Here is a 23,559-nt window from a genome sequence, read left to right as displayed (position 1 = left end):
CCCTTTCCATTAATCCGACGGAGGATTGAGTATGAGCGGTGCAGAGGGAATAATCCAGGAGATCCATAGAGAAGCGGAGCAGAAGGTTCAGTACATACTCAACGAGGCTAGGGAGCAGGCGGAGGAGATCAAAGAAGAAGCCAGAAAAAAGGCAGAGGCTCAGGCCGAGTGGATACTCAGGAAGGCCAGAACTCAGGCGGAGATAGAGAAGCAGAGGATAATCGCCAACGCCAAGCTTGAAGTTAGAAAGAAGAGGCTGGCCGTCCAAGAAGATCTCATAAAGGAGGTTTTGTCTGCCCTCAGGGAGAGGCTCTCATCCCTTCCGGACGAGGAGTACTTCGAGACGCTGGTGAAGCTTGCCAGGGAGGGCGTGGAGGAACTTGGTCTTCAGAAGATAATGGTTTCCTCAAACAAGAGGACGCTGGAGCTTATCTCCAGCAGGCTTGAGGAGTTCAGCAGCAAAATAGGTGCCGAAGTTATCCTTGGGAAGCCAATGGATACCATTGGGGGTATAGTGGTTAGCGATCCCGAGGGTAAGGTTAGGGTTGACAACACCTTCGAGAGCAGGATGGAGAAAATGGAGAACGAGCTCAGGGCCGAGATAGCTAAAGCCCTCTTCGGGTGATCGAAAATGCCAGTGGATTCAGCCATAACAGCGATACTTGACACGAGTCTGGGGGTTATATTCACATGGCTGACCTGGAAGACGGGTAAAATACTTTACAGGTATACCCCCTACGCCTATCCAAACGCCCGAATAAACGCTATGGAGGCCAAACTTCTCACTGACCAAAGGATCAACGAACTGGCTGAGAGCAGAACCCTCCAGAACTTCGTTGCCAATCTTGAAGACACGGACTACAAGCCTCATCTCGCTTCAGTATCTCCTGATGATCCTGTGGAGATAGAGAAGGCCCTTGAAAGGGCCCTGGCATCGGCTTACCTCCTGATGGAGGAAATACTTCCGAAGAGGGTCTCGGGCTTTTTCAGACTCCTGCTTGAGGAGTGGGACGTTAGGAACATGTCCAACGTCGTCAAGGCCAAGTACATGGGTGAAGTGGCTTCGGACTACGTAATAGAGATTGGCCTCATGGTTCCGAAGATCAAGGCAATGGCAGAGGCCAAGACGATGGAGGAAATCTTGGTAATCCTCGAGGGCACACCGTACGAGGAATACTACCAGAAGCTTCTCCTTGGTGAACTTGACCTGAGAGGGTTTGAAACTCTCGTTTACAAGACATACTACAGAAAGCTTCTAGACTACGCCCTGTCGAGGAAGGACGAAGAAAAGATAATCCTCGAGGAGTTTGTAAGGACGAAGATTGACATAAGGAATATAGTTACAGTTCTCAGGGCTAAGAAAGCTGATCTCCCGGCAGAGGCGATCAGGGAGCACCTCATACCCGGCGGGAAGGTCAAGCTGGAAAGCGTGCTCAACGTTGATAACCTCGACATGGCCCTGGCTGAGCTGGACTCCACTAGGTACGGCCGCGTTCTCAGGGACGTGAGAGAGGAAATCGGGAAGAATATTGGAGTTGCTGAAAACGCCCTCAATGATTACCTGATCTCCAGAATGCGCGAGCTTACGAGGTTCTATCCACTAAGCGTTGCCACGCCGATAGTCTATCTCCTGGAGAAGGAAAAGGAGGTTCAGAAGCTCAGGGCACTCGCAAAACTGATAGGCGATGGAGTACCTCCTGAGAAAATCAAGGCCATGATGGGAGGGGAGGGGGCATGAAAATAGCTGTCCTTGGTGACCCGGATACTGCAATAGGCTTCAAGCTTGCAGGGGTTCACGAGGTCTACTCTTTCCACTCAACCCCTATGGATTATGAGAGGGCTAGGAACAAGCTTAGGGAGCTCATTCAAAGGGATGATATTGGGCTCGTGCTTATCACCGAAACACTCGCCCGTGCTGTAGGCGTTCCGGATGTAAAGTTTCCGATCATCCTTCAGATACCAGACAAGTCTGGTTCGAGGTTTGGTGAGGCTCAGCTTAAGGAGATTGTTAGGAGGGCAATCGGTGTTGAGTTAAAGAGGTGAAGGGAAATGGGAAGGATAATTCGTGTAACCGGACCACTCGTCGTTGCGGACGGCATGAAAGGGGCCAAGATGTACGAGGTCGTTCGCGTCGGTGAGATGGGTCTCATCGGAGAAATCATTCGCCTTGAAGGAGACAAGGCGGTAATTCAGGTCTACGAGGAGACTGCAGGTATAAAGCCTGGCGAACCCGTCGAGGGAACAGGTTCCTCGCTCAGCGTCGAGCTCGGTCCTGGACTGCTCACCTCGATGTACGACGGAATTCAGAGGCCGCTTGAAAAGCTCCGCGAGCTCAGCGGTGACTTCATAGCGAGGGGTCTAACCGCCCCAGCTCTGCCGAGGGACAAGAAGTGGCACTTCACTCCTAAGGTCAAGGTCGGCGACAAGGTCGTTGGTGGAGACATCCTAGGTGTCGTCCCCGAGACCAGCATCATCGAGCACAGAATCCTCGTTCCCCCTTGGGTCGAGGGGGAGATTGTTGAAATAGCAGAAGAGGGCGATTACACCGTCGAGGAAGTTATAGCCAAGGTCAAGAAGCCGGACGGGAGCATAGAGGAGCTCAAGATGTACCACCGCTGGCCCGTCCGTGTGAAGAGGCCCTACAAGAGCAAACTTCCTCCGGAGGTTCCGCTCATCACCGGACAGAGAACCATCGATACATTCTTCAGTCAGGCCAAGGGTGGAACCGCGGCAATTCCCGGCCCCTTTGGTTCAGGAAAAACCGTCACCCAGCACCAGCTCGCCAAGTGGAGTGACGCTCAGGTCGTCGTCTACATCGGCTGTGGTGAGCGCGGAAACGAGATGACTGACGTTCTTGAGGAGTTTCCCAAACTAAAGGACCCGAAGACCGGAAAGCCGCTCATGGAGAGAACCGTTTTGATAGCCAACACCTCGAACATGCCGGTCGCTGCGCGTGAGGCTTCGATCTACACCGGAATCACCATAGCAGAGTACTTCCGCGACCAGGGCTACGACGTCGCTCTGATGGCAGACTCGACGAGCAGGTGGGCTGAGGCTCTCCGTGAAATTTCGGGCCGTCTCGAGGAGATGCCCGGTGAGGAGGGTTACCCTGCATACCTCGCGAGCAAGATAGCGGAGTTCTACGAGAGGGCCGGTAGGGTTATCACCCTCGGAAGCGACGAGAGAATAGGCAGTGTTTCCGTCATTGGAGCGGTCTCACCGCCCGGTGGTGACTTCAGCGAGCCCGTCGTTCAGAACACCCTGCGTGTCGTCAAGGTATTCTGGGCTTTGGATGCTGACCTCGCTCGTAGGAGGCACTTCCCGGCAATCAACTGGCTGAGGAGCTACTCGCTCTACGTCGACGCCATCCAGGACTGGTGGCACAAGAACGTTGACCCAGAGTGGAGGAAGATGCGCGACACCGCTATGGCCCTCCTCCAGAAGGAGGCTGAACTGCAGGAAATCGTTAGAATCGTCGGTCCAGATGCCCTGCCGGACAGGGAGAAGGCAATACTCATCGTCACCAGGATGCTCCGTGAGGACTACCTCCAGCAGGATGCTTTCGATGAGGTTGACACCTACTGTCCGCCGAAGAAGCAGGTCACCATGATGCGCGTCATTCTCAACTTCTACGAAAAGACCATGGAAGCAGTCGATAGAGGTGTTCCGGTTGACGAGATAGCCAAGCTCCCGGTCAGGGAGAAGATAGGGCGTATGAAGTTCGAGCCGGACATCGAGAAGATTAGGGCGCTCATAGACGAAACTAACTCCCAGTTTGAAGAGCTCTTCAAGAAGTACGGGGCGTGATGCTTATGCCGGGAATGGAGTACTCAACCGTTAGCAAGATTTACGGACCGCTCATGATCGTCGAGGGTGTCAAAGGCGTAGCTTACGGTGAGGTCGTCGAGATAGAGACCGAGAGCGGGGAGAAGAGGAAGGGACAGGTTCTTGAGGCGAGGGAAAACCTGGCCATTGTCCAGGTCTTCGAGGGAACCCGTGATCTGGACGTCAAGAGCACGCGCGTCCGCTTCACCGGCGAGACCTTGAAGGTTCCCGTTTCAATGGACATGCTGGGCAGGATATTCAACGGTATCGGTAAGCCCATCGACGGCGGGCCTGAGATCATCCCCGAGGACAGGCGCGACGTCCACGGTGCACCGCTCAACCCCGTTGCCCGTGCTTACCCGAGGGACTTCATCCAGACCGGTATCTCTGCCATAGACGGTATGAACACCCTCGTTAGGGGTCAGAAGCTTCCAATCTTCAGCGGTTCCGGTCTGCCGCACAACATGCTCGCGGCCCAGATAGCGAGGCAGGCTAAGGTCCTCGGTGAGGAGGAGCAGTTCGCCGTGGTTTTCGCGGCGATGGGTATCACCTACGAAGAGGCCAACTTCTTCAAGAAGAGCTTCGAAGAAACTGGTGCAATAGAGAGGGCCGTCCTGTTCCTTAACTTAGCGGACGACCCGGCCATTGAGAGAATCATTACACCCCGTATGGCCCTGACCGTTGCGGAATACCTGGCTTTCGACTACGATATGCAGGTTCTGGTTATCCTCACTGACATGACCAACTACGCCGAGGCTTTGCGTGAGATCTCCGCGGCAAGGGAAGAGGTCCCCGGAAGGCGCGGTTATCCGGGTTACATGTACACCGACTTAGCTACCATCTACGAAAGGGCTGGCCGTGTCAGGGGCAAGAAGGGAAGTATAACCCAGATGCCCATCCTGACGATGCCGGACGATGACATCACCCACCCGATTCCGGACCTTACCGGTTACATCACCGAGGGCCAGATAGTCCTCAGCAGGGAACTCCACAGGAAGGGAATCTACCCGCCGATAGACGTCCTGCCCTCCCTGAGCCGTCTGATGAAGGACGGTATCGGTAAGGGAAGAACCAGGGAAGACCACCCACAGCTCAGCCAGCAGCTCTACGCGGCCTATGCAGAAGGAAGGTCGCTTAGGGATCTCGTGGCAGTCGTCGGTGAGGAGGCTTTGAGCGAGACCGACAGGAAGTACCTCAAGTTCGCCGACAGGTTTGAGCGTGAATTCGTCGCCCAGCGCTACGATGAGGACAGGAGCATCTTCGAGACCCTCGACCTTGGATGGGAGCTTCTTGCCGAGCTCCCGGAGAGCGAGCTCAAGCGTGTCAGGAAGGAGTACATCCTCAAGTACCACCCGAAGTACAGGAAGAGGGCCTAAAGGCCCTTCAAAATTTTTAGGTGGTCAAAATGGCAGAACTGCTCAACGTGAAACCAACGAGGATGGAGCTCCTCAACCTCAAGAGGCGCATTACGTTAGCGAAGAAAGGCCACAAGCTCCTCAAGGACAAGCAGGACGCTTTGATAATGGAGTTCTTCACGATCTACGACGAAGCACTGAGCCTTCGTGAAGAGCTCAACAAGAAAATGGAGAGTGCCTTTGATGCCCTCCTAAATGCTCAGCTGGAGACTGGAACTCTTAGACTAAAAGAGGCGGCGCTCTCAGTTAAGCCGAACCATGAAATAGAGATAAAGCAGAGGAACGTTATGGGCGTCTCTGTTCCATTAATCGAGGCTGAGTCCTTCAGGAGGAATGTTCAGGAGAGGGGCTACTCCTTTGTTTCAACTGACCCCTCGGTTGATTTGGTTGCTGAAAAGTTTGAGGAAGTTCTTGATCTCGTGGTTCGCCTGGCTGAAGTTGAGGAGACCCTCAAGAGGCTAGCGAAGGAAATTGAAACCACCAAGAGGCGCGTTAACGCGCTTGAGTACATTATCATACCGAGGATGGAGGCAACGGTCAAGTTCATCAAGCAGCGCTTGGATGAGATGGAGCGCGAGAACTTCTTCAGGCTGAAGAGGGTCAAGGCGTTAATCGAGGCTCGCTCTCAAGGTGGGGCTTAACCTTTTTATCCTTCCCCCTTAATTTTCAGCGGTGATGGTATGACTGAGAAGCTTTTCTATAGAGATCCCTACCTGAGGGAAGCGAAAGCAAGGATTACCAGTATCGAAGTTGAGGGAAAGAGGGTAAAGCTGACCCTTGACAGAACGATATTCTATCCCGAAGGCGGTGGTCAGCCATCTGACAGAGGGCTGATTGAAGGGAACGGCTTTGCAGTGCGGGTTGATAGGGTCGCAGGAAAGGAAGAAATCGTCCACGAGGGCGTTATTGAGGGGAGAACTCCCAAGGTCGGCGAGGAAGTAAGGCTGACACTTGACTGGGAGTGGAGATACGAGAACATGCGCGCCCACACTGGACAGCACATTCTCTCTGCGGTCATCAAAGGCCTTTACGGTGCCGAGACCACTGGCTTCCAGATATTCCCGGAATACAATAAGATAGAGATAGACTACCCGGGCGAGCTCAATTGGGAGGACATCCTTGAGATCGAGAGGAAAACGAACGAGATTATATGGGGAGACGTACCCGTTGAGGTCGAGGTTTACGATGATCTTCCAGATGAGCTGGGGACAGTCCTCAGGAAAGAAGTCTCATCGAAGGTCAAACCTCCGATACGGGTCGTCCGCATCGGGACTGTTGATGTCACTCCCTGTGGTGGAACCCACGTGAAGAGCACGAGGGAAATCGGATTCTTAAAAATCCTCCGCGTTTACAGGAAGAGCAAAAAGCTCCTGCGTGTGGAATTTGCCACCGGAGTGAGGGCCCTGAAGTACCTTGGCGAACTTCTTGAGGACTACTGGGACGCCCTAAATGAGATGCCCAACAAGAACCGTCCGCTGGTTGAGAGAGTCAGGGAGCTGAAGGAAGAACTTAATGGACTTGAAGCTGAGAAGGACGCCCTCAGGAGGGAGCTTTGGGAATGGAAATCCAGAGCGCTTCTCAAGGATGCAGAAGATATTGGCGGTGTTAAGGTTGTTGCGCACTTGGAAGGTGGTCCTCTGAAGGACACCCAGGCCTTCGTGGTGTACCTTGTGGATAAGAACCCGAACACGGTAGCTCTAATCGGTGGCGATAACTACGTCATCTTCGCAAAGAACAGGGAAGTCACGGGAATAGCCATGAACGAGCTCCTCCGGGAGGTTCTGAAAGAAACTGGTGGCGGTGGGGGCGGTAGCGAGGTACTGGCCAGGGGCGGGGGCTTTAATGTGAAACCGGAGGAGGTCATTAGTGTGGCCCTGAAAAAGCTAAAGGGTGCCCTCCAGAGGGGTGCCCCTTGAAAATCGCTTAGATATTTTTCGAGGACATCCTGTCTTCCATATCCCTGTTGATCAGCACGAAGGCAAGAGCGAATATTCCAAGGGCGAGGGTTATGGGCAACACCTCCCACCAGTAGATGGTCACGCGGGGGTTCTCTATCACCACCGACGCCATCAGCGTTCCCCAGTTGAACCCAGGTGTGGCTCTAAAGAAGCCCAGCAGTGAGATCAGGGCCACCACTCGCGGCACTAAAAGCGTCAGCTGGTATATGCCGTACGGTATGACGACTTTAAGTATATGGTTCCTCAGTATCCACAATCTGTCCCCGCCAAGGCTCACGGAGGACTCTATGTACTCCTTCTTGATCTCCGTCTCGACCATCACCTTTACGTTCCTCGATATCTTGCCGGAGAGCAGGAAGCCTAATATCAGGATGAATAAACCCATCGGCATCTGAAGTATCCCGTTGGGCCCTACTTTTCCCTCCACTGGGACAAGGGCAATCATCACCGGAAGCAGAGGGGTTATGGCCGAGATCTTCGAAACTGCGTCGGAAAAGACCCCTGCCGCTCCGCTAAGACCACCGCTTACCCCAAGCAGGGTTCCGAGAAAAGTTGCCAGCAGGCTCGTGAGGATGACGAGGATCATGGTTTCCCGAAGTCCCCAGAGGAACCCGACCCACAGATCCCGCCTTTTGACGTCCGTCCCCATCAGTCCGTAGACTTTCCCCACCACGAAGACCTGGGGTTTGGCCGATGATACGATCGTGATCCGGTACTTCCCCTCATCCGGAACTATTCTCCCGCTCTCGTTTTTAAAGAACAGGGGCTTCAGGGCGTCCCCGAAGAGAACATCGGTTTCGGTGACGTCCATTCCCTTATCCCTTCCGATCTCGATGAGCTTCTTAACGCTTGCCCTGAAGGAAAGCTCTTCAATTATGGGGGAGTTGTAGAGAACATAGCTCTCGCCTCCCGGTGTCGTCAGGGTTATACTTATCCTCTCGAACTTCGTTTTGTTGAAGATGATCTTTATGTCCTGCGGGGTCCGAGAGTAGTGGAAGTCGTACTCAAAGACGTGCAGTCTTCCCTCCTCCTTCGTGGGCTTGAGAATTCTGCTGGGGGGCTTTTTGGATCCGAAGAGGTTGACCCATTCCGGTGGTGCGAGTCTGGGGTTCCTGATCCAGTAGTTTCCGTTGTACCAGTTGTCGATGCCCTCTTTGTCCACGAAGTGGGGGGCCAGCAGGGCACCTAGGAGGTAGAGCCCTATGATGGCTAGGGAGATCGTGAGCTTGGGGGAGGGCTTTCGCTTCATAGCTTCATCTCCCTCCTGCTCCTTGGGTCAAGCTTAACGTAGAGGCTCTCCAGGACAACGGTTGTTATGAAGTACAGGAGCATCATCACGAAGGTCGCAAAAAACAGCCCCCAGGGCCAGTAGAATATCTTCACGCCCTCCACTTCCTCCTTCACGACCCTCAAAGACATTCCCATCAGCCATCCAACGCCGTGGATGTCGAAGATAAGCTCAACGGCCAAAACACTAGCCAGTATATCGAGGAAGTTGTAGGTTGTGAAGGTGAGGAACGAGGGAAAGCTGGTTCTGAGGAGTTTTCTCATTATCTTTCTGTCTGGGAGACCCCTGGCCTTATCGTACAGGATGTGGGGGCTCTCACTTTCGAACTTTATGAAGTTGCGTACGTTGAAGGCGTAGTCCCAGACGAGGGAGGTTACGAGTGTTATCACTGGGAGGCACATTCCGGCCAGGTGGGCCAGCGCGGTTGGATCGCCGTTTATAAGCGCATCCCTCAGGTTTCTCTCGAAGTCCACTGGGAACACCGACAGCTTCCAGTAGAACAGGTACAGGAAGAGTATTGCCAGGAACCACGAGGGAATGCCTGAGAAAAGCGGGGCGAGTGCTGTTATGACCTTGTCGATTTTTGCCACCCTTGTAACCTGCCCTTAGCCCAAGGTAGAGCCCGAGGGGCACTATAATTGCCTCCGTCAGAAGCAGGAGAACCAGACTCTTAACGAGATATGAGTAGAGGGGGTTTCCGTATTTGTCCCTCTCGTTTAGATGGGTGAAGAACCAGTAGGTCAGGTTGAAGTATCCCTTCACGAGCTTCCATTTGTCGTCGACACCTAGCTGTTTCTCCATCAGCTTTTCAGCCTTTTCCTCGATGTTTCCGGTGACGTTTTCGTATTTGAGCCTCATGAGGTTCTGCCTGTAGAGTTTGTCGTTGTTGTATACCTTGGCTTTTGCCTCACCAATGGCCACGATGTATCCAAACACGATAAGGATCAAAACCAGAATCAGAAAGTTTTTGATGAATATTCCTATGTATACATGCCCTTTTTTGGACATCTGGCATCCCGGTTTTACTCTGATGTTAATCTTTATAAGAGTTACACACTTAATTTAAAACCTGAAAGTTCGGCTATTTTGGATGATGGAGATAAGGATAAAAATCAATCATGGAAAACCCCCAAATGGTATTCGGTCAACTCCCGCGGTTCAGCCCCAGTCTCTCGAAGACGAGTTTTCTCTGCCACTCCGGCACTTCTGGCTTCTCAAGCTCCTTTTCGGCCCTCTCCCTGCTCATAAGCCCGTATCTCACGAGTGCCGCTATTCTTCTATGCTCGAAGCTGTGTCCGTGAACCTCCCAGTAGCGCTCCAAGGCCGGGCCAAGGACGAGACAGTTGGTCGTGTAACCTGGTAGCTCTGGAAGCTCGAAGGGGAGCTTTTTGAGTATCTCAAGGCGCTCCTCCTCAGTCATCATTGAGAGGAGCCTTATCTGAACGACTCCACCGCTCATTAGCCTGTAAGGGTGGTGGCCGAAGGGAAGCTCATGGCCGGTGATTATGTATCGGTAGCCGTTTTTGAGGGCGTACTTCCTCAGCTTTTCCATTGTCCTTTTGGAGCAGGCTCTGCAGGGGCTCTGACCCTTGAGGAGTGCCTCCCGAAAGATGTCCGAGTAGTCGTAGCGGAGGAGCGTAAATGGAACTTCAAGGGCTCCAGCAACCCTGCGAGCGTTCTCTATTGCTTCCCTGGCCATGAGACCATGGTCTACCATAACAGCCTCAAGCTCTGGAACCTTGTAAACTTCCTTGGCCAGGTAGAGTGCCACGGTGCTGTCCTTTCCTCCGGAGTAGGCAACGATGGCCCTCTCAACATTCTCCATAAGCTCATCGAGTCCCTGCCTAACGGCTTCCCTGTCTATGGGGTGTTTTAGGTAGACCTGGCACTCCCTGCATATTAGCTTTCCGTCGATTATATCTATCTTCGCCGTCCTCTCATCGTTAACGCAGAGTGAGCACTTGAGCATGGGGGATGATAGGAGAGGGCCTTAAAAAATCAAACGGTTTAGCCTTTCAGCTTTTTGAGGGGTTTTCTCGTGATCTCCTTGGACTTTTCAACGCCCTTCTTCACCTTCTTCTTTCCGGTTCTGGCCGAGAAGAAAACCACGATCGGGAGTGCGTTCTTCATGAGGATCCCCCGGTTGTTTCTGGCCACCAGTAACGCCGAAGCCGCGCCGAAAGCGAGGCCTGAGAGCCAGAGGTACAGGACGAGGTTTCCGGCCCCAATGCCCGATTGCGTTACCGCGGATAGTGCCTTGTAGGCCACCGCCATGGTCACCACGAACAGGCCTTCCAGCAGGAGCGATACCGCGGAGGCTGTCCCTATCACTGAGAGCAGCCTCCCCTCGATGTAGTGCTCCCTCACCACCTTCTGGTCGTGGAGCGTATAGATCAGGGTTTTCGAGACGTTTAAACCGCTCCTGAAGGCGAAGAACGCGAGGAACGCCGCCAATAGGCTTGCGCTCCTGAGTTTCCAGAAGCCCCACACCCCCGCTACGATCCAAGCAGCCGTCTGGAGGAGCTCGTAGGATTTCTTCTCGTTCTCGGGCACCTCTACCCTGAAGAGCTTTTTCCAGGCCGCGCTCCCGAGCCCGGCCATAGTCCTGGCCATGAGGAGCATGAGGTTGAGGCCTATGAATATCAAGAGGAGGAAGCCCGCTGCGATGGTGGTGCCGATCATGATTTTTCCTTGCGCTTAGATCTTAATAAACTCATCCTCGATCCAGTTGGCCACTGCAACGAAGGAGAGCGCCAGGAGCCCCATGGAGACTCCTATCGGAAGAACCTGCCACCAGAGGAACTGATACTTCGCGTTGTACACTATGGTCTGGCTCATAAGAGTGCTCCAGTTGAATCCTGGCGAGATGCTGAAGAAGCCGAGCAACGTTAAAAACGCGATGACGCCTGGAACCGCCAGGGCCAGCTGCTCCAGAGTGTAGGGTACCAGGATCTTTGAAACGTGCTTTTTGAGCACCCACTTTAGACTTCCACCAAGTGCCTTCGAGGACTCGGCGTACTCCTTCCTCAGCTCCCCCTTGACTATGGCCCGAACGTTCCTTGAGACGTTGCCCGTCAGCAGGACACCCAGAACGAGTGAAACAACCAGCGGGTGAACCCTTATGACGTAGGTCGCGTTCTCGAGTCTGATGCTGCCAAGCGCTATTATAGTGACCATTGCCAGGGGGAGGGTCGGGAGCACCGTCAGAAAGCGGGAGGCGAGGTTAGAGGCGGTTCCGGCTTTTCCGTTTATGGCCCCGAGGGTTCCGAGGAAGAGGCCCAGCCCAACCGATATTAAGGCCCCAATGAACGCTATGAGCAGGGTTTCCCTCATTCCGGCTATGAACCCCACCCAGACGTCACGCCCAAACGTGTCGGTCCCGAGGAGGCCATGACTCTGCCCGGCGACGAAAACCTTGATGCTCTCGTTGGGTTCCAGCTTCGGGACTTTTCCGCCGTGAATGGCGCGGATTATCGGCGAATCCTGTGCCTTTACGACAATCCGGTACTTTCCCTGAAGGGGATCGGGATTGGTGAGGCAGTCTTCCTTGGGCCTTGAAAATATAATGTTGAAGACGTTCTTGCCGATGAAGGATTGGCCGATTGGATTCATACCGCACCTTTTCTCGGCGAGCTTTTCGAAGAGGGGGTAGTTCAGCTTCAGATGGAGGGTGTAGTTCATCAGACTGGGTGAGCCCCTGAAGAGCCGGATGGTCTCGTTGTCGGGAGTTGTCAGGGTGACCTCGATGGACTTCTCAGTCTTCAGGAAGAGAACCACGTCATCCGGTGCCGTTCGGTAGTGGAAGTCGTAGACGAAGACATATTCCCCCTCTTTGTAGGTGCCCCTCAGCCACTCCGATGGAGGGAGGTCTTTGAACCTTCCGTACCACTCCGGCGGCTTTGCCTTGGGGTTCTTGTCCCAGTAGCCCGGGTTGTTCCAGTTCCTGAGGTCATCCCCGTTGAGGAGCATGGGACCGAGGATCGAGGTTGCGACGTAGATCGATATGATCGTGAGGGCGATCGAAACCTTTCTCGGGATCTTTTTGCCCCTACTCATTGATTTCCCTCCTCGGGTCCAGATGGAGGTAGAGCGCCTCGAGTATCGTTGAGTTGAGGAAGTAGAAGACTGCCATGACGAACGTCACGAAGAACACGCTCGCCCCGTCGAAGATGAACTCCGGTATCTTCAGTTCGCCGAACTCGTTGGGCACGTATATGACAGTTGCCGAGTCCGCCAGCATCTTCCCGATCCCAGGAACCTCGAAGAGCTTCTCGACGGCCATGCCGTTGATCATGAGGTTGAGGAAGTTGTAGCTCGTGAAGGTGAGGAACGAGGGCAGGACTGTCCTGAGGAGCTTTCTCATTACCCTCCTATCGGGAAGGCCCTTCAGGACATCGATGAAAAAGTACTCCTGGCTGGCTTCCCTCTTGACGAGGTTCCTGACGCTGAAGGCGTATACCACGATGTTGGAGAGGGTCAGGGCCAGAACTGGGATGAGGAGGGCGCTCAGTTGGGCTAGTATCTCGGGTTCGCCGCCCCTCTTTGCTTCGAGGAGCCTGTTTGCGTAGCTCACGGCCCCTATATCCCACTTCCACCAGAGGGTCCAGAGGAACAGAAGCGCCCAGAACCATGCTGGTATGCCAGAGAATACCGGTGCCAGGGCTGAGAGAACCCTGTTGGACCATCCACCCCTGTATCCTGCCCTCAGGCCCCAGTAGAGGCCCAGAAGGAATATTAGGGCCATGGTCATCGTGAGCACCGCGAAGGTAAGCCCTATGGCCCTCAGTGTCTTCCCCCTCTCACTGCCCGTGAAGTCATCCCACGTTTTTCTGAAGTAGGATTTGACGCTTTGTTTTATCATCTCAGCCCTGCTCTCACCGGTCATTTTTCCCAGGTTGAGCCCCTCACCCTCCGTGGTCGCCCTGTTTACGTTCTCCTCGACCAGGGCTATTATTGAGGCTGTGAGAATGAGGGCGAGGGTTATGAGGATCAGGTTTAACAGAACGTCCCTAACGATCCTCATAATTAATCCCATCTCTGGTTGATAGTTGAACTTATAAGCTTTTGTGGGAACAAAAGTAAAGCTGAAAAATAAAAAGTCTGTAGCATCAGGGAACGTTTCTCTCCCTCTTCACGATGGGGACGACGTCTCTGGCCACCCTTCTGGCACTGAAGAGCGCCAGCGGATCCATGGTTCTGTAGATTGCCAGCTGACAGCCGCTTATGCGGACGTCTATGTGCTTTTTGGCCTCCATAGCCGCTTTCAGGAACTCTCTCACGCTCTCGGCACTATCGAAGTCGAGGCCGGCTTTCTTGAGCCTCTCAACGTTGAGCTCGTGAATTGTTAAGGGCTGGAGCATCATCTCGTCTATTCCGAGGGAAGCGGCAAGCTCGGCTATCTTCGGTATGTCCTCGTCGTTTATGCCGGGCATGAAGATGGTTCTAACCACAGAGCGGACGCTTTTGTCGCTTCCGACTATTTTCAGGGCGTTTACGACAGCATCAAAGGTGTCGGCGTTCGTAATCCTTAGATGCTTCTCCCTGCTTGCCGCGTCGAGGCTTATCATCACGAGGTCGAAGTCGAGCTTCTCCCAAAGCTCTTCCGTTAAGAGCGAGCCGTTGGTCTGGAGGTCGAGCCTCGCGTTCGGAAAGCGCTCGCGGAGCATCTTGTTTACCTCGACGATGCGGGGGCTCAGTAAGGGCTCGCCGTACTGGGAGACGGTTATCGCGTACGGGTTGTCCCAGCCGTAGTAGCCCGGCTTCGGTGCCTTTCCGAGCTTCACGGCAACGTTTGAATAGCAGAATATGCAGTCGTGGTTGCACGCCGGGGTGAGCTCGTAGCTCGGATGGTGGACGGGATTGGGATTGTTCAGGTCAAGTCCCTGACAGCCCTGGCAATGGGTCGGGAACTTCAGATCCATCACAAACTGCTTCAGCAGTCTCGCTTCTTTGTTTTCCAAGATTTGAGGCTCAACGCCCATGCTTCTCGCAAACTCTTCCCAGCTCATTTTAATGCTCATGTCACCACCTGCTCATCAATCGAAAAGCTCTTTAAAAGGTTGGCTGGACTGTTGTGGGAAGTGGTGGTTTTGGATCTTTCTGTGGGATAAGAAAGAGTTAAAACCAACCGACATCAAAAATTCATAGTGGGTGCTAATATGAGCAAAATTGTGACGATCTCGGTTCCTGACTGGGTGAACGAGAAGAAGTTCAAGGAGGCCTTTATGAGAGCCCTGCTGGAGAGCACTCCCGAGAGCATGAGTGCCGATGAGGTTAGGAGACTCCTTGGGATAAAAGAAGTGGAGGAGGAAATAGACGTTCCCAAGGAGCTCGAGTGGATTAGGGAGAAGGACAGGGAGAGGTTAAAATGGCTGTCATAGACACCAACGTTGCCATAGAGCGGGTTCGCAGGCGTGAGGAAATAACCGAAAACATAACCGGGGTCACCTTTGTTGAGTTTCCCAAGGTGATCAATTATTCCCTTTTTAGGGGGGGAGGGTTTTGTTTCCTACCCTTGATGACTACATACTTGCCCGTCAGTTGCAGGAGAAACTCCTAAAGCGAGGCAAACCTCAGGGTTTTTGCTGATCTTCTCATCGCGGCTATTTGTGTCAACCGGGATGAGGAACTGATAACGTACGATTCAGACTTCCTGGCCATCGCAGAGGTCTCAGAACTCACAAGTTGATTCTTCTTGAGCGTTAAAGTTTAAATACCTCACACAAACCCACCACCATGTTCCTCTACACCAAGAACTTCGAGGAGCAGAAAGAAAGGGCTATGGAAGGCCTCAGGAAAGCTCTGGCCGAGGACAAGGTAGATTACGATATAATCCCCCTCCTTGAGAAGATCAACGCCCTCGATAACTACTTCACTACAAGCTCATGCTCCGGTAGGATTTCGGTCATGGAGATGCCCCACTTCGGCGACAAGGTGAACTCGGTCTGGCTCGGCAAGTGGCACAGGGAAGTAACGGTTGAGGAAGTTCTTGAAGCCATCGGAAAGCACCGCTCCGGCCAGCTGTGGTTTCTAGTGAGGAGTCCGATCATCCACGTCGCGGCTAAAACCCTGGAAGACGCCGTGAAGCTGCTCAACCTCGCGGTAGGCCTCGGCTTCAAGTACAGCAACATCAAGAGCGTCAGCCACAAGAAGCTCCTCGTCGAGATACGCTCTACCGAGAGGATGGACGTCCCTTTGGGAGAGAACGAGGAACTGTGGGTGAGCGAGGAGTACATCGGAAAGATCGTGAACCTCGCCAACGCACAGGTGAGGCGCTTCAAGGGAAAGCTGAAGAGGCTGGAGGAGGAAATAGAAAAGCTCTGAGGGCTTAAACCTCCAGCGGTAACTTAACGTAGTCGAGAACGCTACCGCGGCTCTTCTTTATCTCGACGTGCTCGACGAGTTCCTTAAACTGCCCGCCGGCAAGGCCGTCCGCTATTATAGCGCTCCCCTGGGCGGCCTCCTTTGCCATGCCCTCGAGGCCCCTCTGCCTCACCACCGGAAGGCCGAAGTGCTCCTCAAAGAGGTTCTCAACGTCCTTTCTGAGCTCGTCTATGCGCATTAGCCTTCCGGATAGGATTATCTCCTTCGCTTCCTTCACAACGGCCAGTTCACTCGCGACAGCCTTTAGGAAGCCGTTCTTCATGGCCTCCCAGGCCTTGGCGAAGGGTTCTTCGTCAAGTCTCTTGGCAAATTCCTCGGGCGGGAGGATTTCGTTGGCCGCTATAACAGTTGCACCGCCCCAGAACAGGTGCCACTTCTTGATCTCCCTTAGAAGGTAAGCGACCTCGCCATCGAGGGCGCCGCTGTTCACATATGCCGGGCCAGGGAAAACAGTGCCGCCTATTCCATCCACTATCTTCCCGCCCTTAACCGCTCCGGCGTAGTTGTATCCGAAGCCGACCTCCAGGAGGACAAAGGAGACGTCTTTATACTCGATTCCGAGCCTCTCTGCCTGGTCGTAGATCCCGAGGACGGTTATGGCCATCTTGTCAGCGGTTCCCATGTCGATCTTGTTGTACTTCCTCCACTCGGGGACGGTTGGGAGGTGGATGACGCCCGGTATGAACCAGACGTTCATTCCCTTTTCAGCCATCTCCGATACCATCTTCTGGAGGCCTATGAGGACGGGTATCTCCTTCAGCTCGTCCTCTCTCACTAAGGTCATCTCGAAGCGGTCTCTTTCAGTCAGCTCGCTTATGTGCTTTAAGGGAACTCCATAGCCCGAGGGGCCGATTATGAGGTCCGCGTTGAACTCTTCTATCGCCTTCACGATTTTCCCTGGCTCCTGGGCCACCACTTCACTCGGAAAAGTCAGGTCGAGCTTTATCTTCCCGTCTTCAAGCCCTATGACGTCGAAGCTCTTCGTGCCCGGATCAACGCCTATAACCCTCATTTTGCTCACCGGGAGAAGTGAGGAAGGTGGGATATAAAATTTGCCGCAGGCGAAGAATTAGGTCGAGATACAATACTGCGAGAAGAGAATGAGCTAAAGGAGAAAGAATCAGAGGCTAAAGCCTTCAGTCGAGGTCGCTGCTGAAGTCCTCACTTCCACCCTTGCCGCCCTCCTTGTCCTTCTCGAGCTTGCTGGCGGCGATGACGTCGTCGATTCTGAGGATCATTATGGCTGCCTCGCTGGCGCTCTTGATGGCCTGCTTCGGAACCCTGACCGGCGCGATGACGCCGCGCTCCATCATGTCTGCCGGCTCGCCCTCGAAGACGTCGACACCGATGGTCGGTCCCTTCTCCTTGTGGGCGGCGATGACCTTAACGAGGGTCTCGATCGGGTCGAGACCGGCGTTCTCGGCGAGGGTCCTCGGGATTACCTTCAGGGCCTCGGCGAAGGCCTCGATGGCGAGCTGCTCCTTTCCACCGACCTCCTTGGCGTACTCGTCGAGCCTGATGGCGAGCTCGATCTCCGGAGCACCACCTGCTGCAACGATCTTGCCGTCCTCGATGATGTCCTTGACGACCTTGACGGCGTCCTCAAGGGCCCTCTCGACCTCGTCAACGACGTGCTCGGTGCCGCCGCGGATGAGTATGGTTACGGCCTTCGGGTTCTTGCAGCCCTCGACGAAGATCATGTTCTCTCCAGCCACTTTCCTCTGCTCGACGAGCTCGGCCTCACCGAGGTCCTCTGGAGTGAGGTCGCGGATGTTGGTGACAATCTTTGCTCCGGTGGCCTTGGCGAGCTTCTCCATGTCGCTCTTCTTGACTCTCCTGACTGCCATTATGCCGTACTTAGCCAGGTAGTGCTGGGCGAGGTCGTCAATACCCTTCTGGACGAAGACAACGTTGGCACCGACCTCCTTGATCTTGTCGACCATCTCCTTGAGCATCCTCTCCTCCTGCTCGAGGAAGGCCTGAAGCTGCTCTGGGCTGGTAATCCTGATCTCGGCATCTGTTTCAGTCTCCTTGACCTCAAGGGCCTCGTTGATGAGGGCTATCTTGGCGTTCTCAACCCTCTTTGGCATGCCTGGGTGGACGACCTCCTTGTCGATGACAACACCCTTGATGAGCTGGGTGTCGCTGACGGCACCGCCCTCCTTCTTCTCAAACTTGATGTTGTCGAGGTCGACCTTGTACTTGCCATCGACCTTCTCGGCGACCTGCCTGACGGCCTCAACGGCAATCTCAGCCAGGTACTCCCTCTCTTCCTCGGCGGCCTTACCGGTGATGGCGGTCATGGCGGCCTTCTTGAGGGTCTCAACGTCCTCGACGTCAACGTCCTTGGCAATGCTGTCAAGTATCTCCTGGGCTTTCTCGGCAGCGAGGGCGTAACCCTTGATGATTATGCTCGGGTGAATGTTCTGGTCGAGTAACTCTTCAGCCTTCCTGAGAAGCTCACCGGCGATGACGACGGCGGTGGTGGTACCGTCACCGGCCTCCTTGTCCTGAGTCTTGGCAACCTCAACCATCATTTTAGCGGCCGGGTGCTGGATGTCCATCTCGTCGAGAATAGTTGCACCGTCGTTGGTGATAACGATGTCACCAAGGCTGTCGACGAGCATCTTGTCCATTCCCTTCGGACCGAGGGTGGTTCTCACTGTCTCGGCTATTATCCTTGCGGCCAGAATGTTCAGCCTCTGGGCGTCCCTTCCGACGTACCTCTGGGTTCCCTCAGGCAGAATAACAACTGGCTGGCCTGCGAGCTGGGCCATATCCTCCCACCTCCTTTCTTTTCTTCTTTTATGGGAGGATGAGTTTTAGTTACAATTTGTGTTTCCGCGTTATCATTCTTTTGGACTATTTATAAATTTTTCGGTAGACTCAAGGATGAAGAAGGATACATTTTTAACTCATCCCTTCGACCGAAGGCCGGTGGTTGAAGATGACCGGTGTAAAAGCCGAGTGGGAAAAGGCCTTAGCGAAGAAGGACTGTGAGAAGTTGCTCGAACTCTTTGACGATTACATTGACACGATTGAGGACGAGGAGGAGCTTAAGAAGGAACTCGAGAGGCTCAAAGAGGTTGTCTTGGAGTGTGAAGACCCCTACGGCCTCGCCCATGAGATTGGCCACGTCTACGCGCACCTCGACGACGTTGAGGGTGGAATAGACCTCTATAAAAGACTCGTTGAGCTTAAGAAAGACGACCCCGAGGAGTACGCGACGGCCCTCTACTACCTGGCGGATGCATACGAGCACTTTGGAAAGCCAGACAAGGCAATCGAGGTCTATGCAAAGCTTTTGAAACACGAGGAAGAGGTTCTGAAGAACGAGAAGGAGATTGCCCTGACCTTAGCGAACCTTGCTGTGAACTACGACGAGCTTGGGGAAACCGAGAAGGCAATAGAGCTGATGGAGCGCGCGAGGGAGATATTTGAGAAGCTCAACGACGAGAAGAACCATATGATAAGCCTCCTCGATTTGGCTCACTTCCACTACGAGCTCGGTAACTACGAGGCTGCCGAGGCCCTCATAAAGGAAGTCCTTAGAAACCCGAGGGACGATGAGATAGAGATAAACGCGAAGCTCGTCGAGGCGGAAATCTGGGCCGGCAGGGAGGATTATGACAGGGCCTTCAAAGCCCTTCGCGAGGCTTTGCTTAAGGCGATAAACGTCAGCGACGACGTGTTTGGAGTTGTCTTCGACACGCTCATTGACTTCATCGAGGGCCTCTTCAATGAGGGTGCCTATGACGTCGTTGCCAAGAACATGGAATCCTTCGCCGAGCTCTTCGAGGATGATACAGCCTACTTCTTCAGGGCGATAGGCGAGCTTGCCCGCTGGAAGGCCGGCGACGAGGAGGCCAAGAAGCGCTTCGACGAGCTTTACTCAAAGGTTGAGAACGAGGAGCTGAAGGCCATACTCGACGAGTGGAAGAGGCCCAAGCTGAGCCTTAGCCTCGGGCTTTAGTAGCTCTTCAGCCCCACTTTTCTCGCCTGTTTTTCACTCCATTTGTACACCAGGTAGCCGAAAATAGTGTAAGCTGTGGAAACCAGCAGAAGGTAGGCTATCTCTTCCCTGGCCCCTGAAATCCCATGAACAACGGCTTCTCTGAGGGCTTCAGTAGTCGGAGCGTAGGGGAGAACCTTTGCCATCACCTGAAGGGGCCTTGGGAGGATGGAGATTGGATACATCGCCCCGCTGAGGGCAAAGACGAGCATCTCGAGGATGCTTACGAAGGGCCCGGGATCGCGAAGGTAGAGGACGATTCCAGCGGCGGCCAGGCCCAGGCCTATCATCCCGGGTGTCCCAAGGAGGAGAACGGCCAACCCTCTGAGGAACGGGATAGCGTCTATTCTCAGGTCGAAGAGCACGACGAAGAGCGGAACGTAAACCAGAAGGAACACCCCGTTGAGGACGAGCCTGACGAGGACGTTGCCGAGGAAGAAGGTTATCCTCCTCATCGGTGAGGCGAAGGAGTACTCAAGGGTCCCGGCGTAGAGCTCGTCAACCACGCTCCAGACGAACCCGCTGAGGAAGGTTAATCCAAAGCCGAGAACCATGAAGCCGAGGACAGCGAAGAGGAGGTAGTCTGAGTAGCCGGTGAGCTCGGCGAGGGATTCCGAGTACCTTTTGCCTGTCAGCCCTATTCCGATGAGGAGGGCGTTGCCGGCGAAGAAAAAGCCCATGAGGATGTCGCTGATGAACCAGAGCTTGTAGCTCAGGAAGACCTTCCAGTTTTTTCTTGCCACCCCCATGAGGGCCCTAAGCTCTTCAGTAGCCGCCATAGCCCATCACCCTGGCGGTTTTCTCCGCCCACCTGAACACCGCGTAGCTCACGAGCCAGTAGAGGGGCGTTAATGCGGCGAGCCACAGGACCTCGCCGGTTACGGCTGAATACGACATCCCGACGAGCAGCTTTCTGACCGCACTGGCGGCGTGCGTTAGCGGGATTAGCTTTGAGACCGAGGCGACCCAGCCCGGGAGCGTTGAAAGGGGGAAGAAGACGCCCGAGAGAAAGAGAACCAGGAACTCGAATATCTGGGCAAAGGGCCCTATGTTCTTGAGGACCATCACGAGGCCAGCAAAGATTAAGCCCGAACCGAGGAAAGCCAGGAAGGCCAGCCCTATAACGGGAAGGGCCTTGAGAAGGGCCGTCCAGGAGAGGTTCACTCCAAAAGTCACCACGCCGGCCAGGAAGACGACGGCCATAACCACGGAGTCCATGAGCATCCAGCTCACGGCCAAGCTGACCACCATCTCCTGGAGGCCCATGGGAGAGGCCACGTTGCTCTCCAGCGTTCCCCTCTGGAGCTCCCGCCGGATTCCCCACACGGACGCTTCCAGCGGTGAGGACGAGACCCACCAGAGGACGTAGCCTATCAGGGCGTAGGTGGGGTAGTCACCGACCCCGGTGGAGGCCTGGAGGAGGGACGAATACCTCCCGCCAAGGATTGCCTCTCCGAAGTAGACGAACTGCACGAGGAACACTATCCCGACTAAGATTGAGCTCAGAACCCTGAGCGGGTAGCGGAAGAACATCCTGAACTCCTTTTCGATGACAGCCAGGAAGGCCATCTTAATCCCTCAGCGCCCTTCCTGTTAGCTTTATGAACACGTCCTCCAGCGTCGGCTCGACCCTCTCCACAGATAGAACCTTTGCCCCTGCTTTTATGAGCTTCTCAACAACCTTTGGTAGGTCTTCCTCGTCGAGGTTCCCCCTGAGGATGAGGGTTCCGCGTGTAGGATCTTCTTCGGAAACTGCCAGCCTCTCATCAACGGCCTTCACCTTTTCCGGTCTCAGGTTTTTAACCCGTATCTCCACCGTTTCACCCTCACTGACGAGCTTCTTGAGGTTCTCCGGCGTGTCGAGGGCTATTATCCTTCCGTGGTCGATTATGGCAATCCTGTCGCAGAGTCTTTCTGCCTCGGCCATGTAGTGGGTCGTCAGGAGAACCGTCTTGCCCTCCTCCCTCACGAGTCTTTCCACGAACTCCCTGACGAATACGGCACTCTGGACGTCGAGGCCGAGGGTAGGCTCATCCAGAAAGAGAACATCTGGGTCGTTTATCAGGGCCTTGGCTATGGCCAACCTCTGCTTCATTCCGCGTGAGAAGCCCATAACCAAGTCGTTCCTCCTCTCCCAGAGGCCGACGAGCTGGAGAAGTTCCCTTATCCTCTTCTCGGCCTCGTCTTTTGGGACGTAGTAGATGCTGGCAAAGTAGCGGAGGTTTTCGTAGGCGCTCAGCCGCCAGTAGAGTGTCCTCTCGCCTTCGGCAACGAGGTTTATTCTTCTCCTGACTTCCCTCGCCTGGGTGACGACGTCGTAGCTGAGAACCTTCGCGCTCCCCCCGCTCGGTTCCAGAAGGGTTGTGAGGATTTTTATCGTCGTGGTCTTTCCCGCACCGTTAGGGCCGAGGAGGCCGAATAGTTCACCTTTTTTGACCTTGAAGGAGACGCCTTTGAGGGCCTCCACCCACTCGACGCGCCTAAAGGGGAGGGGTATCTTCTTTGGGTAGCTCTTTCGCAAATCATTGACTTCAATCGCCGGCATCACGTCACAATCAGAAGGGGATTAGAAAAAGGTTTCGGAATTTAAAGAGGGCGAGGGCCCTCAGATCCTTGAAACAGTTTCAACTTCTGCGCTCTCGACGTTCTCAACCTGCCTGAAGGCCTCGAGGATCTGGTCGAGGTCGTAGCCCTCCTCGTCCTTAGCTAAGACGTAGAACTTGAGGGCGACGAGGCCGAAAGCTATGGGCTCGCGCTCGACCTTGGCAAGGCCGAACTTCTCGGGAAGTGCCTCCTTGAGCTTAGCCTCGAGCTCGTCGAGGTTTACATCCGGGTCGGTCGGCATGACCTTAACGACGGCAACCATGTTGTAGTCTGCCATTTTCTTTCACCTCCTAATTCACGGCCCCTCCCAGCCGCAGTTGGGGCACTTGTAGGGAGCGCTCAAGACTCTGCAGGATTCACAGCGCCAGATGATCGCCTCACCACAGTTCGGGCAGACGAAGTGGGTGGCGTGCTCCCTTGGGGTTATCTCCTTTCCGCATGAGGTGCATACGGGTATCTCGAACTTCATCTCCACTGCGAACACCTCCAAGAAAGGTGGTTTTTAGCCACTGGAGACCGTTTCCGGGTTTCGCTTATAAATCTTTCGAAGGGCTCATTGTTCCTCGCTTCATCACCAAAATCAGAAAGGAGAACGCCAATCATCGCCCCCCTTAGATTTCTTCTTTTACCGACACGAAGGAGACCATGGTGACAGTTTGGCCAATGCCCTTTATTTCCCTGAGCCTGTCAATAACTATCTTTCCGATTTCTTCCGAGTTCTTGGCCCTTACCTTTATCAGAAGATCCCATTCTCCGGTGATTATATGGACTTCATACACTCCATCAAGGGCCGCGACCATCTTGGCGACTTCTCTCTGGTTTATGCCCGATTCTGGATCATAGCGAGCGAGTATAAATGCGGTAGTCCCCAAGTCGAGTTTCTTGTAATTTGGCTTTATAGTGAACTTCTCTATGATTCCTTCTTCAACGAGCTTCTTTATCCTGTAATGTACTGTTGTCCTGGGTATTTTCAGCTTCTTGCTGAGGGAAGCTATGTTCTCTCTGGCATTTTCCCTTAATTCTTCAAGAAGCTGAAGGTCTATTTCATCAATATGTCCACTCATCTCTATCCCC

The 23,559-nt window shown here is 54.1% G+C and carries 25 protein-coding genes; 10 read left to right on the top strand and 15 right to left on the bottom strand.

The features are described from left to right. Positions 1 to 31 precede the first annotated feature (31 nt). Genes A3K92_RS09005 through A3K92_RS08975 form a run of 7 tightly spaced genes read left to right on the top strand, consistent with a single transcriptional unit; the run spans position 32 to position 7,156 of the window. Positions 32 to 625 (top strand): V-type ATP synthase subunit E, encoded by a 594-nt coding sequence (locus A3K92_RS09005; RefSeq protein ID WP_088885936.1) that lies wholly within the window; start codon positions 32 to 34, stop codon positions 623 to 625. A 6-nt stretch (positions 626 to 631) separates the two neighbouring features. Next, on the top strand, positions 632 to 1,738 hold the full coding sequence (locus A3K92_RS09000) for a V-type ATP synthase subunit C (RefSeq protein ID WP_088885935.1): 1,107 nt from the start codon (positions 632 to 634) through the stop codon (positions 1,736 to 1,738). Continuing rightward, positions 1,735 to 2,043, top strand: coding sequence for a V-type ATP synthase subunit F (locus A3K92_RS08995; protein WP_088885934.1), 309 nt, complete (start codon positions 1,735 to 1,737; stop codon positions 2,041 to 2,043). Before A3K92_RS09000 ends, A3K92_RS08995 begins: the two co-directional genes overlap by 4 nt. Positions 2,044 to 2,049: 6 nt before the next feature. Continuing rightward, positions 2,050 to 3,807, top strand: coding sequence for an ATP synthase subunit A (locus tag A3K92_RS08990; protein ID WP_088885933.1), 1,758 nt, complete (start codon positions 2,050 to 2,052; stop codon positions 3,805 to 3,807). A gap of 5 nt (positions 3,808 to 3,812) precedes the next feature. Further along, positions 3,813 to 5,201: an ATP synthase subunit B gene (locus tag A3K92_RS08985; protein ID WP_088885932.1), complete on the top strand. Its 1,389-nt coding sequence runs from the start codon at positions 3,813 to 3,815 to the stop codon at positions 5,199 to 5,201. 29 nt (positions 5,202 to 5,230) lie between these two features. Beyond that, positions 5,231 to 5,881, top strand: coding sequence for a V-type ATP synthase subunit D (locus tag A3K92_RS08980; protein ID WP_088885931.1), 651 nt, complete (start codon positions 5,231 to 5,233; stop codon positions 5,879 to 5,881). A 39-nt stretch (positions 5,882 to 5,920) separates the two neighbouring features. Then, entirely contained in the window at positions 5,921 to 7,156 is a 1,236-nt protein-coding gene (locus A3K92_RS08975) for an alanyl-tRNA editing protein (RefSeq protein WP_088885930.1), read from the top strand. Between the two features lie 7 nt (positions 7,157 to 7,163). Here the strand turns inward: A3K92_RS08975 and A3K92_RS08970 are convergent, their stop codons facing one another. The 7 genes from A3K92_RS08970 to A3K92_RS08940 form a co-directional block, all read right to left on the bottom strand. Continuing rightward, positions 7,164 to 8,447 (bottom strand): ABC transporter permease subunit, encoded by a 1,284-nt coding sequence (locus tag A3K92_RS08970; protein WP_088885929.1) that lies wholly within the window; start codon positions 8,445 to 8,447, stop codon positions 7,164 to 7,166. Further along, entirely contained in the window at positions 8,444 to 9,076 is a 633-nt protein-coding gene (locus tag A3K92_RS08965) for an ABC transporter permease subunit (protein ID WP_088885928.1), read from the bottom strand. The genes A3K92_RS08970 and A3K92_RS08965 overlap by 4 nt, the downstream gene beginning before the upstream one ends. A gap of 554 nt (positions 9,077 to 9,630) precedes the next feature. Beyond that, entirely contained in the window at positions 9,631 to 10,455 is an 825-nt protein-coding gene (locus tag A3K92_RS08960; RefSeq protein ID WP_088885927.1) for a 7-cyano-7-deazaguanine synthase, read from the bottom strand. Between the two features lie 38 nt (positions 10,456 to 10,493). Then, complete coding sequence (locus tag A3K92_RS08955; RefSeq protein ID WP_088885926.1) at positions 10,494 to 11,168, bottom strand: hypothetical protein; 675 nt, start codon at positions 11,166 to 11,168, stop codon at positions 10,494 to 10,496. 15 nt (positions 11,169 to 11,183) lie between these two features. Further along, positions 11,184 to 12,542 (bottom strand): ABC transporter permease subunit, encoded by a 1,359-nt coding sequence (locus A3K92_RS08950; protein WP_088885925.1) that lies wholly within the window; start codon positions 12,540 to 12,542, stop codon positions 11,184 to 11,186. Continuing rightward, a complete protein-coding gene (locus A3K92_RS08945) occupies positions 12,535 to 13,521 on the bottom strand; it encodes an ABC transporter permease subunit (RefSeq protein ID WP_232460872.1) in 987 nt (328 codons plus the stop codon). The genes A3K92_RS08950 and A3K92_RS08945 overlap by 8 nt, the downstream gene beginning before the upstream one ends. 73 nt (positions 13,522 to 13,594) lie before the next feature. After that, positions 13,595 to 14,506 (bottom strand): radical SAM protein, encoded by a 912-nt coding sequence (locus A3K92_RS08940; RefSeq protein WP_088885923.1) that lies wholly within the window; start codon positions 14,504 to 14,506, stop codon positions 13,595 to 13,597. Positions 14,507 to 14,644: 138 nt separating this feature from the next. On the opposite strand from A3K92_RS08940, the gene A3K92_RS08935 reads away from it, so the two are divergent. Both A3K92_RS08935 and taw3 read left to right on the top strand, forming a co-directional pair. After that, positions 14,645 to 14,866 carry a hypothetical protein gene (locus tag A3K92_RS08935; RefSeq protein ID WP_088885922.1) on the top strand — a complete coding sequence of 74 codons (222 nt, stop codon included), beginning with the start codon at positions 14,645 to 14,647 and terminating at the stop codon, positions 14,864 to 14,866. A gap of 355 nt (positions 14,867 to 15,221) precedes the next feature. Continuing rightward, the gene (taw3, locus tag A3K92_RS08925) at positions 15,222 to 15,809 is read left to right on the top strand and encodes a tRNA(Phe) 7-((3-amino-3-carboxypropyl)-4-demethylwyosine(37)-N(4))-methyltransferase Taw3 (protein WP_088885921.1); all 588 of its coding nucleotides are present in this window, start codon (positions 15,222 to 15,224) and stop codon (positions 15,807 to 15,809) included. Positions 15,810 to 15,813: 4 nt separating this feature from the next. Here taw3 and A3K92_RS08920 read toward each other — a convergent pair whose 3' ends face one another. Continuing rightward, positions 15,814 to 16,881, bottom strand: coding sequence for a DUF1464 family protein (locus A3K92_RS08920; protein WP_088885920.1), 1,068 nt, complete (start codon positions 16,879 to 16,881; stop codon positions 15,814 to 15,816). Between the two features lie 124 nt (positions 16,882 to 17,005). Then, positions 17,006 to 18,646, bottom strand: a complete 1,641-nt coding sequence (gene thsB, locus A3K92_RS08915) for a thermosome subunit beta (protein ID WP_088885919.1) — start codon at positions 18,644 to 18,646, stop codon at positions 17,006 to 17,008. Between the two features lie 170 nt (positions 18,647 to 18,816). Here thsB and A3K92_RS08910 point away from each other — a divergent pair, with 170 nt between their 5' ends. Next, positions 18,817 to 19,842, top strand: a complete 1,026-nt coding sequence (locus A3K92_RS08910) for a tetratricopeptide repeat protein (protein ID WP_088885918.1) — start codon at positions 18,817 to 18,819, stop codon at positions 19,840 to 19,842. Here the strand turns inward: A3K92_RS08910 and A3K92_RS08905 are convergent. From A3K92_RS08905 to A3K92_RS08880, 6 genes are all read right to left on the bottom strand, one after another. Next, complete coding sequence (locus tag A3K92_RS08905) at positions 19,839 to 20,660, bottom strand: ABC transporter permease (RefSeq protein WP_088885917.1); 822 nt, start codon at positions 20,658 to 20,660, stop codon at positions 19,839 to 19,841. The two genes, A3K92_RS08910 and A3K92_RS08905, sit on opposite strands and share 4 nt — an antisense overlap. Further along, a complete protein-coding gene (locus A3K92_RS08900) occupies positions 20,647 to 21,450 on the bottom strand; it encodes an ABC transporter permease (RefSeq protein WP_088885916.1) in 804 nt (267 codons plus the stop codon). Before A3K92_RS08900 ends, A3K92_RS08905 begins: the two co-directional genes overlap by 14 nt. A 1-nt stretch (position 21,451) precedes the next feature. After that, positions 21,452 to 22,426, bottom strand: coding sequence for an ATP-binding cassette domain-containing protein (locus A3K92_RS08895; protein WP_088885915.1), 975 nt, complete (start codon positions 22,424 to 22,426; stop codon positions 21,452 to 21,454). Positions 22,427 to 22,486: 60 nt separating this feature from the next. After that, positions 22,487 to 22,762, bottom strand: a complete 276-nt coding sequence (locus tag A3K92_RS08890; RefSeq protein ID WP_088885914.1) for an elongation factor 1-beta — start codon at positions 22,760 to 22,762, stop codon at positions 22,487 to 22,489. A gap of 18 nt (positions 22,763 to 22,780) precedes the next feature. Beyond that, on the bottom strand, positions 22,781 to 22,954 hold the full coding sequence (locus A3K92_RS08885) for a zinc finger domain-containing protein (RefSeq protein ID WP_198361975.1): 174 nt from the start codon (positions 22,952 to 22,954) through the stop codon (positions 22,781 to 22,783). Between the two features lie 142 nt (positions 22,955 to 23,096). Next, positions 23,097 to 23,549: an Lrp/AsnC family transcriptional regulator gene (locus tag A3K92_RS08880; protein WP_088885912.1), complete on the bottom strand. Its 453-nt coding sequence runs from the start codon at positions 23,547 to 23,549 to the stop codon at positions 23,097 to 23,099. Between the last annotated feature and the right edge of the window lie 10 nt (positions 23,550 to 23,559).

Source organism: Thermococcus gorgonarius, from assembly GCF_002214385.1.
GTDB lineage: Archaea > Methanobacteriota_B > Thermococci > Thermococcales > Thermococcaceae > Thermococcus > Thermococcus gorgonarius.
This window is presented reverse-complemented; position numbering and strand designations above follow the sequence as displayed.

Bases quoted from the DNA above. Each gene is read 5' to 3' on its own strand.
- A3K92_RS09005 (WP_088885936.1), top strand. From the start codon at position 32: ATGAGCGGTGCAGAGGGAATAATCCAGGAGATCCATAGAGAAGCGGAG.
- A3K92_RS09000 (WP_088885935.1), top strand. From the start codon at position 632: ATGCCAGTGGATTCAGCCATAACAGCGATACTTGACACGAGTCTGGGG.
- A3K92_RS08995 (WP_088885934.1), top strand. From the start codon at position 1,735: ATGAAAATAGCTGTCCTTGGTGACCCGGATACTGCAATAGGCTTCAAG.
- A3K92_RS08990 (WP_088885933.1), top strand. From the start codon at position 2,050: ATGGGAAGGATAATTCGTGTAACCGGACCACTCGTCGTTGCGGACGGC.
- A3K92_RS08985 (WP_088885932.1), top strand. From the start codon at position 3,813: ATGCCGGGAATGGAGTACTCAACCGTTAGCAAGATTTACGGACCGCTC.
- A3K92_RS08980 (WP_088885931.1), top strand. From the start codon at position 5,231: ATGGCAGAACTGCTCAACGTGAAACCAACGAGGATGGAGCTCCTCAAC.
- A3K92_RS08975 (WP_088885930.1), top strand. From the start codon at position 5,921: ATGACTGAGAAGCTTTTCTATAGAGATCCCTACCTGAGGGAAGCGAAA.
- A3K92_RS08970 (WP_088885929.1), bottom strand. From the start codon at position 8,447: ATGAAGCGAAAGCCCTCCCCCAAGCTCACGATCTCCCTAGCCATCATA.
- A3K92_RS08960 (WP_088885927.1), bottom strand. From the start codon at position 10,455: ATGCTCAAGTGCTCACTCTGCGTTAACGATGAGAGGACGGCGAAGATA.
- A3K92_RS08955 (WP_088885926.1), bottom strand. From the start codon at position 11,168: ATGATCGGCACCACCATCGCAGCGGGCTTCCTCCTCTTGATATTCATA.
- A3K92_RS08950 (WP_088885925.1), bottom strand. From the start codon at position 12,542: ATGAGTAGGGGCAAAAAGATCCCGAGAAAGGTTTCGATCGCCCTCACG.
- A3K92_RS08945 (WP_232460872.1), bottom strand. From the start codon at position 13,521: ATGGGATTAATTATGAGGATCGTTAGGGACGTTCTGTTAAACCTGATC.
- A3K92_RS08940 (WP_088885923.1), bottom strand. From the start codon at position 14,506: ATGAGCATTAAAATGAGCTGGGAAGAGTTTGCGAGAAGCATGGGCGTT.
- A3K92_RS08935 (WP_088885922.1), top strand. From the start codon at position 14,645: ATGAGCAAAATTGTGACGATCTCGGTTCCTGACTGGGTGAACGAGAAG.
- taw3 (WP_088885921.1), top strand. From the start codon at position 15,222: ATGTTCCTCTACACCAAGAACTTCGAGGAGCAGAAAGAAAGGGCTATG.
- A3K92_RS08920 (WP_088885920.1), bottom strand. From the start codon at position 16,881: ATGAGGGTTATAGGCGTTGATCCGGGCACGAAGAGCTTCGACGTCATA.
- thsB (WP_088885919.1), bottom strand. From the start codon at position 18,646: ATGGCCCAGCTCGCAGGCCAGCCAGTTGTTATTCTGCCTGAGGGAACC.
- A3K92_RS08910 (WP_088885918.1), top strand. From the start codon at position 18,817: ATGACCGGTGTAAAAGCCGAGTGGGAAAAGGCCTTAGCGAAGAAGGAC.
- A3K92_RS08905 (WP_088885917.1), bottom strand. From the start codon at position 20,660: ATGGCGGCTACTGAAGAGCTTAGGGCCCTCATGGGGGTGGCAAGAAAA.
- A3K92_RS08900 (WP_088885916.1), bottom strand. From the start codon at position 21,450: ATGGCCTTCCTGGCTGTCATCGAAAAGGAGTTCAGGATGTTCTTCCGC.
- A3K92_RS08895 (WP_088885915.1), bottom strand. From the start codon at position 22,426: ATGCCGGCGATTGAAGTCAATGATTTGCGAAAGAGCTACCCAAAGAAG.
- A3K92_RS08890 (WP_088885914.1), bottom strand. From the start codon at position 22,762: ATGGCAGACTACAACATGGTTGCCGTCGTTAAGGTCATGCCGACCGAC.
- A3K92_RS08885 (WP_198361975.1), bottom strand. From the start codon at position 22,954: ATGAAGTTCGAGATACCCGTATGCACCTCATGCGGAAAGGAGATAACC.
- A3K92_RS08880 (WP_088885912.1), bottom strand. From the start codon at position 23,549: ATGAGTGGACATATTGATGAAATAGACCTTCAGCTTCTTGAAGAATTA.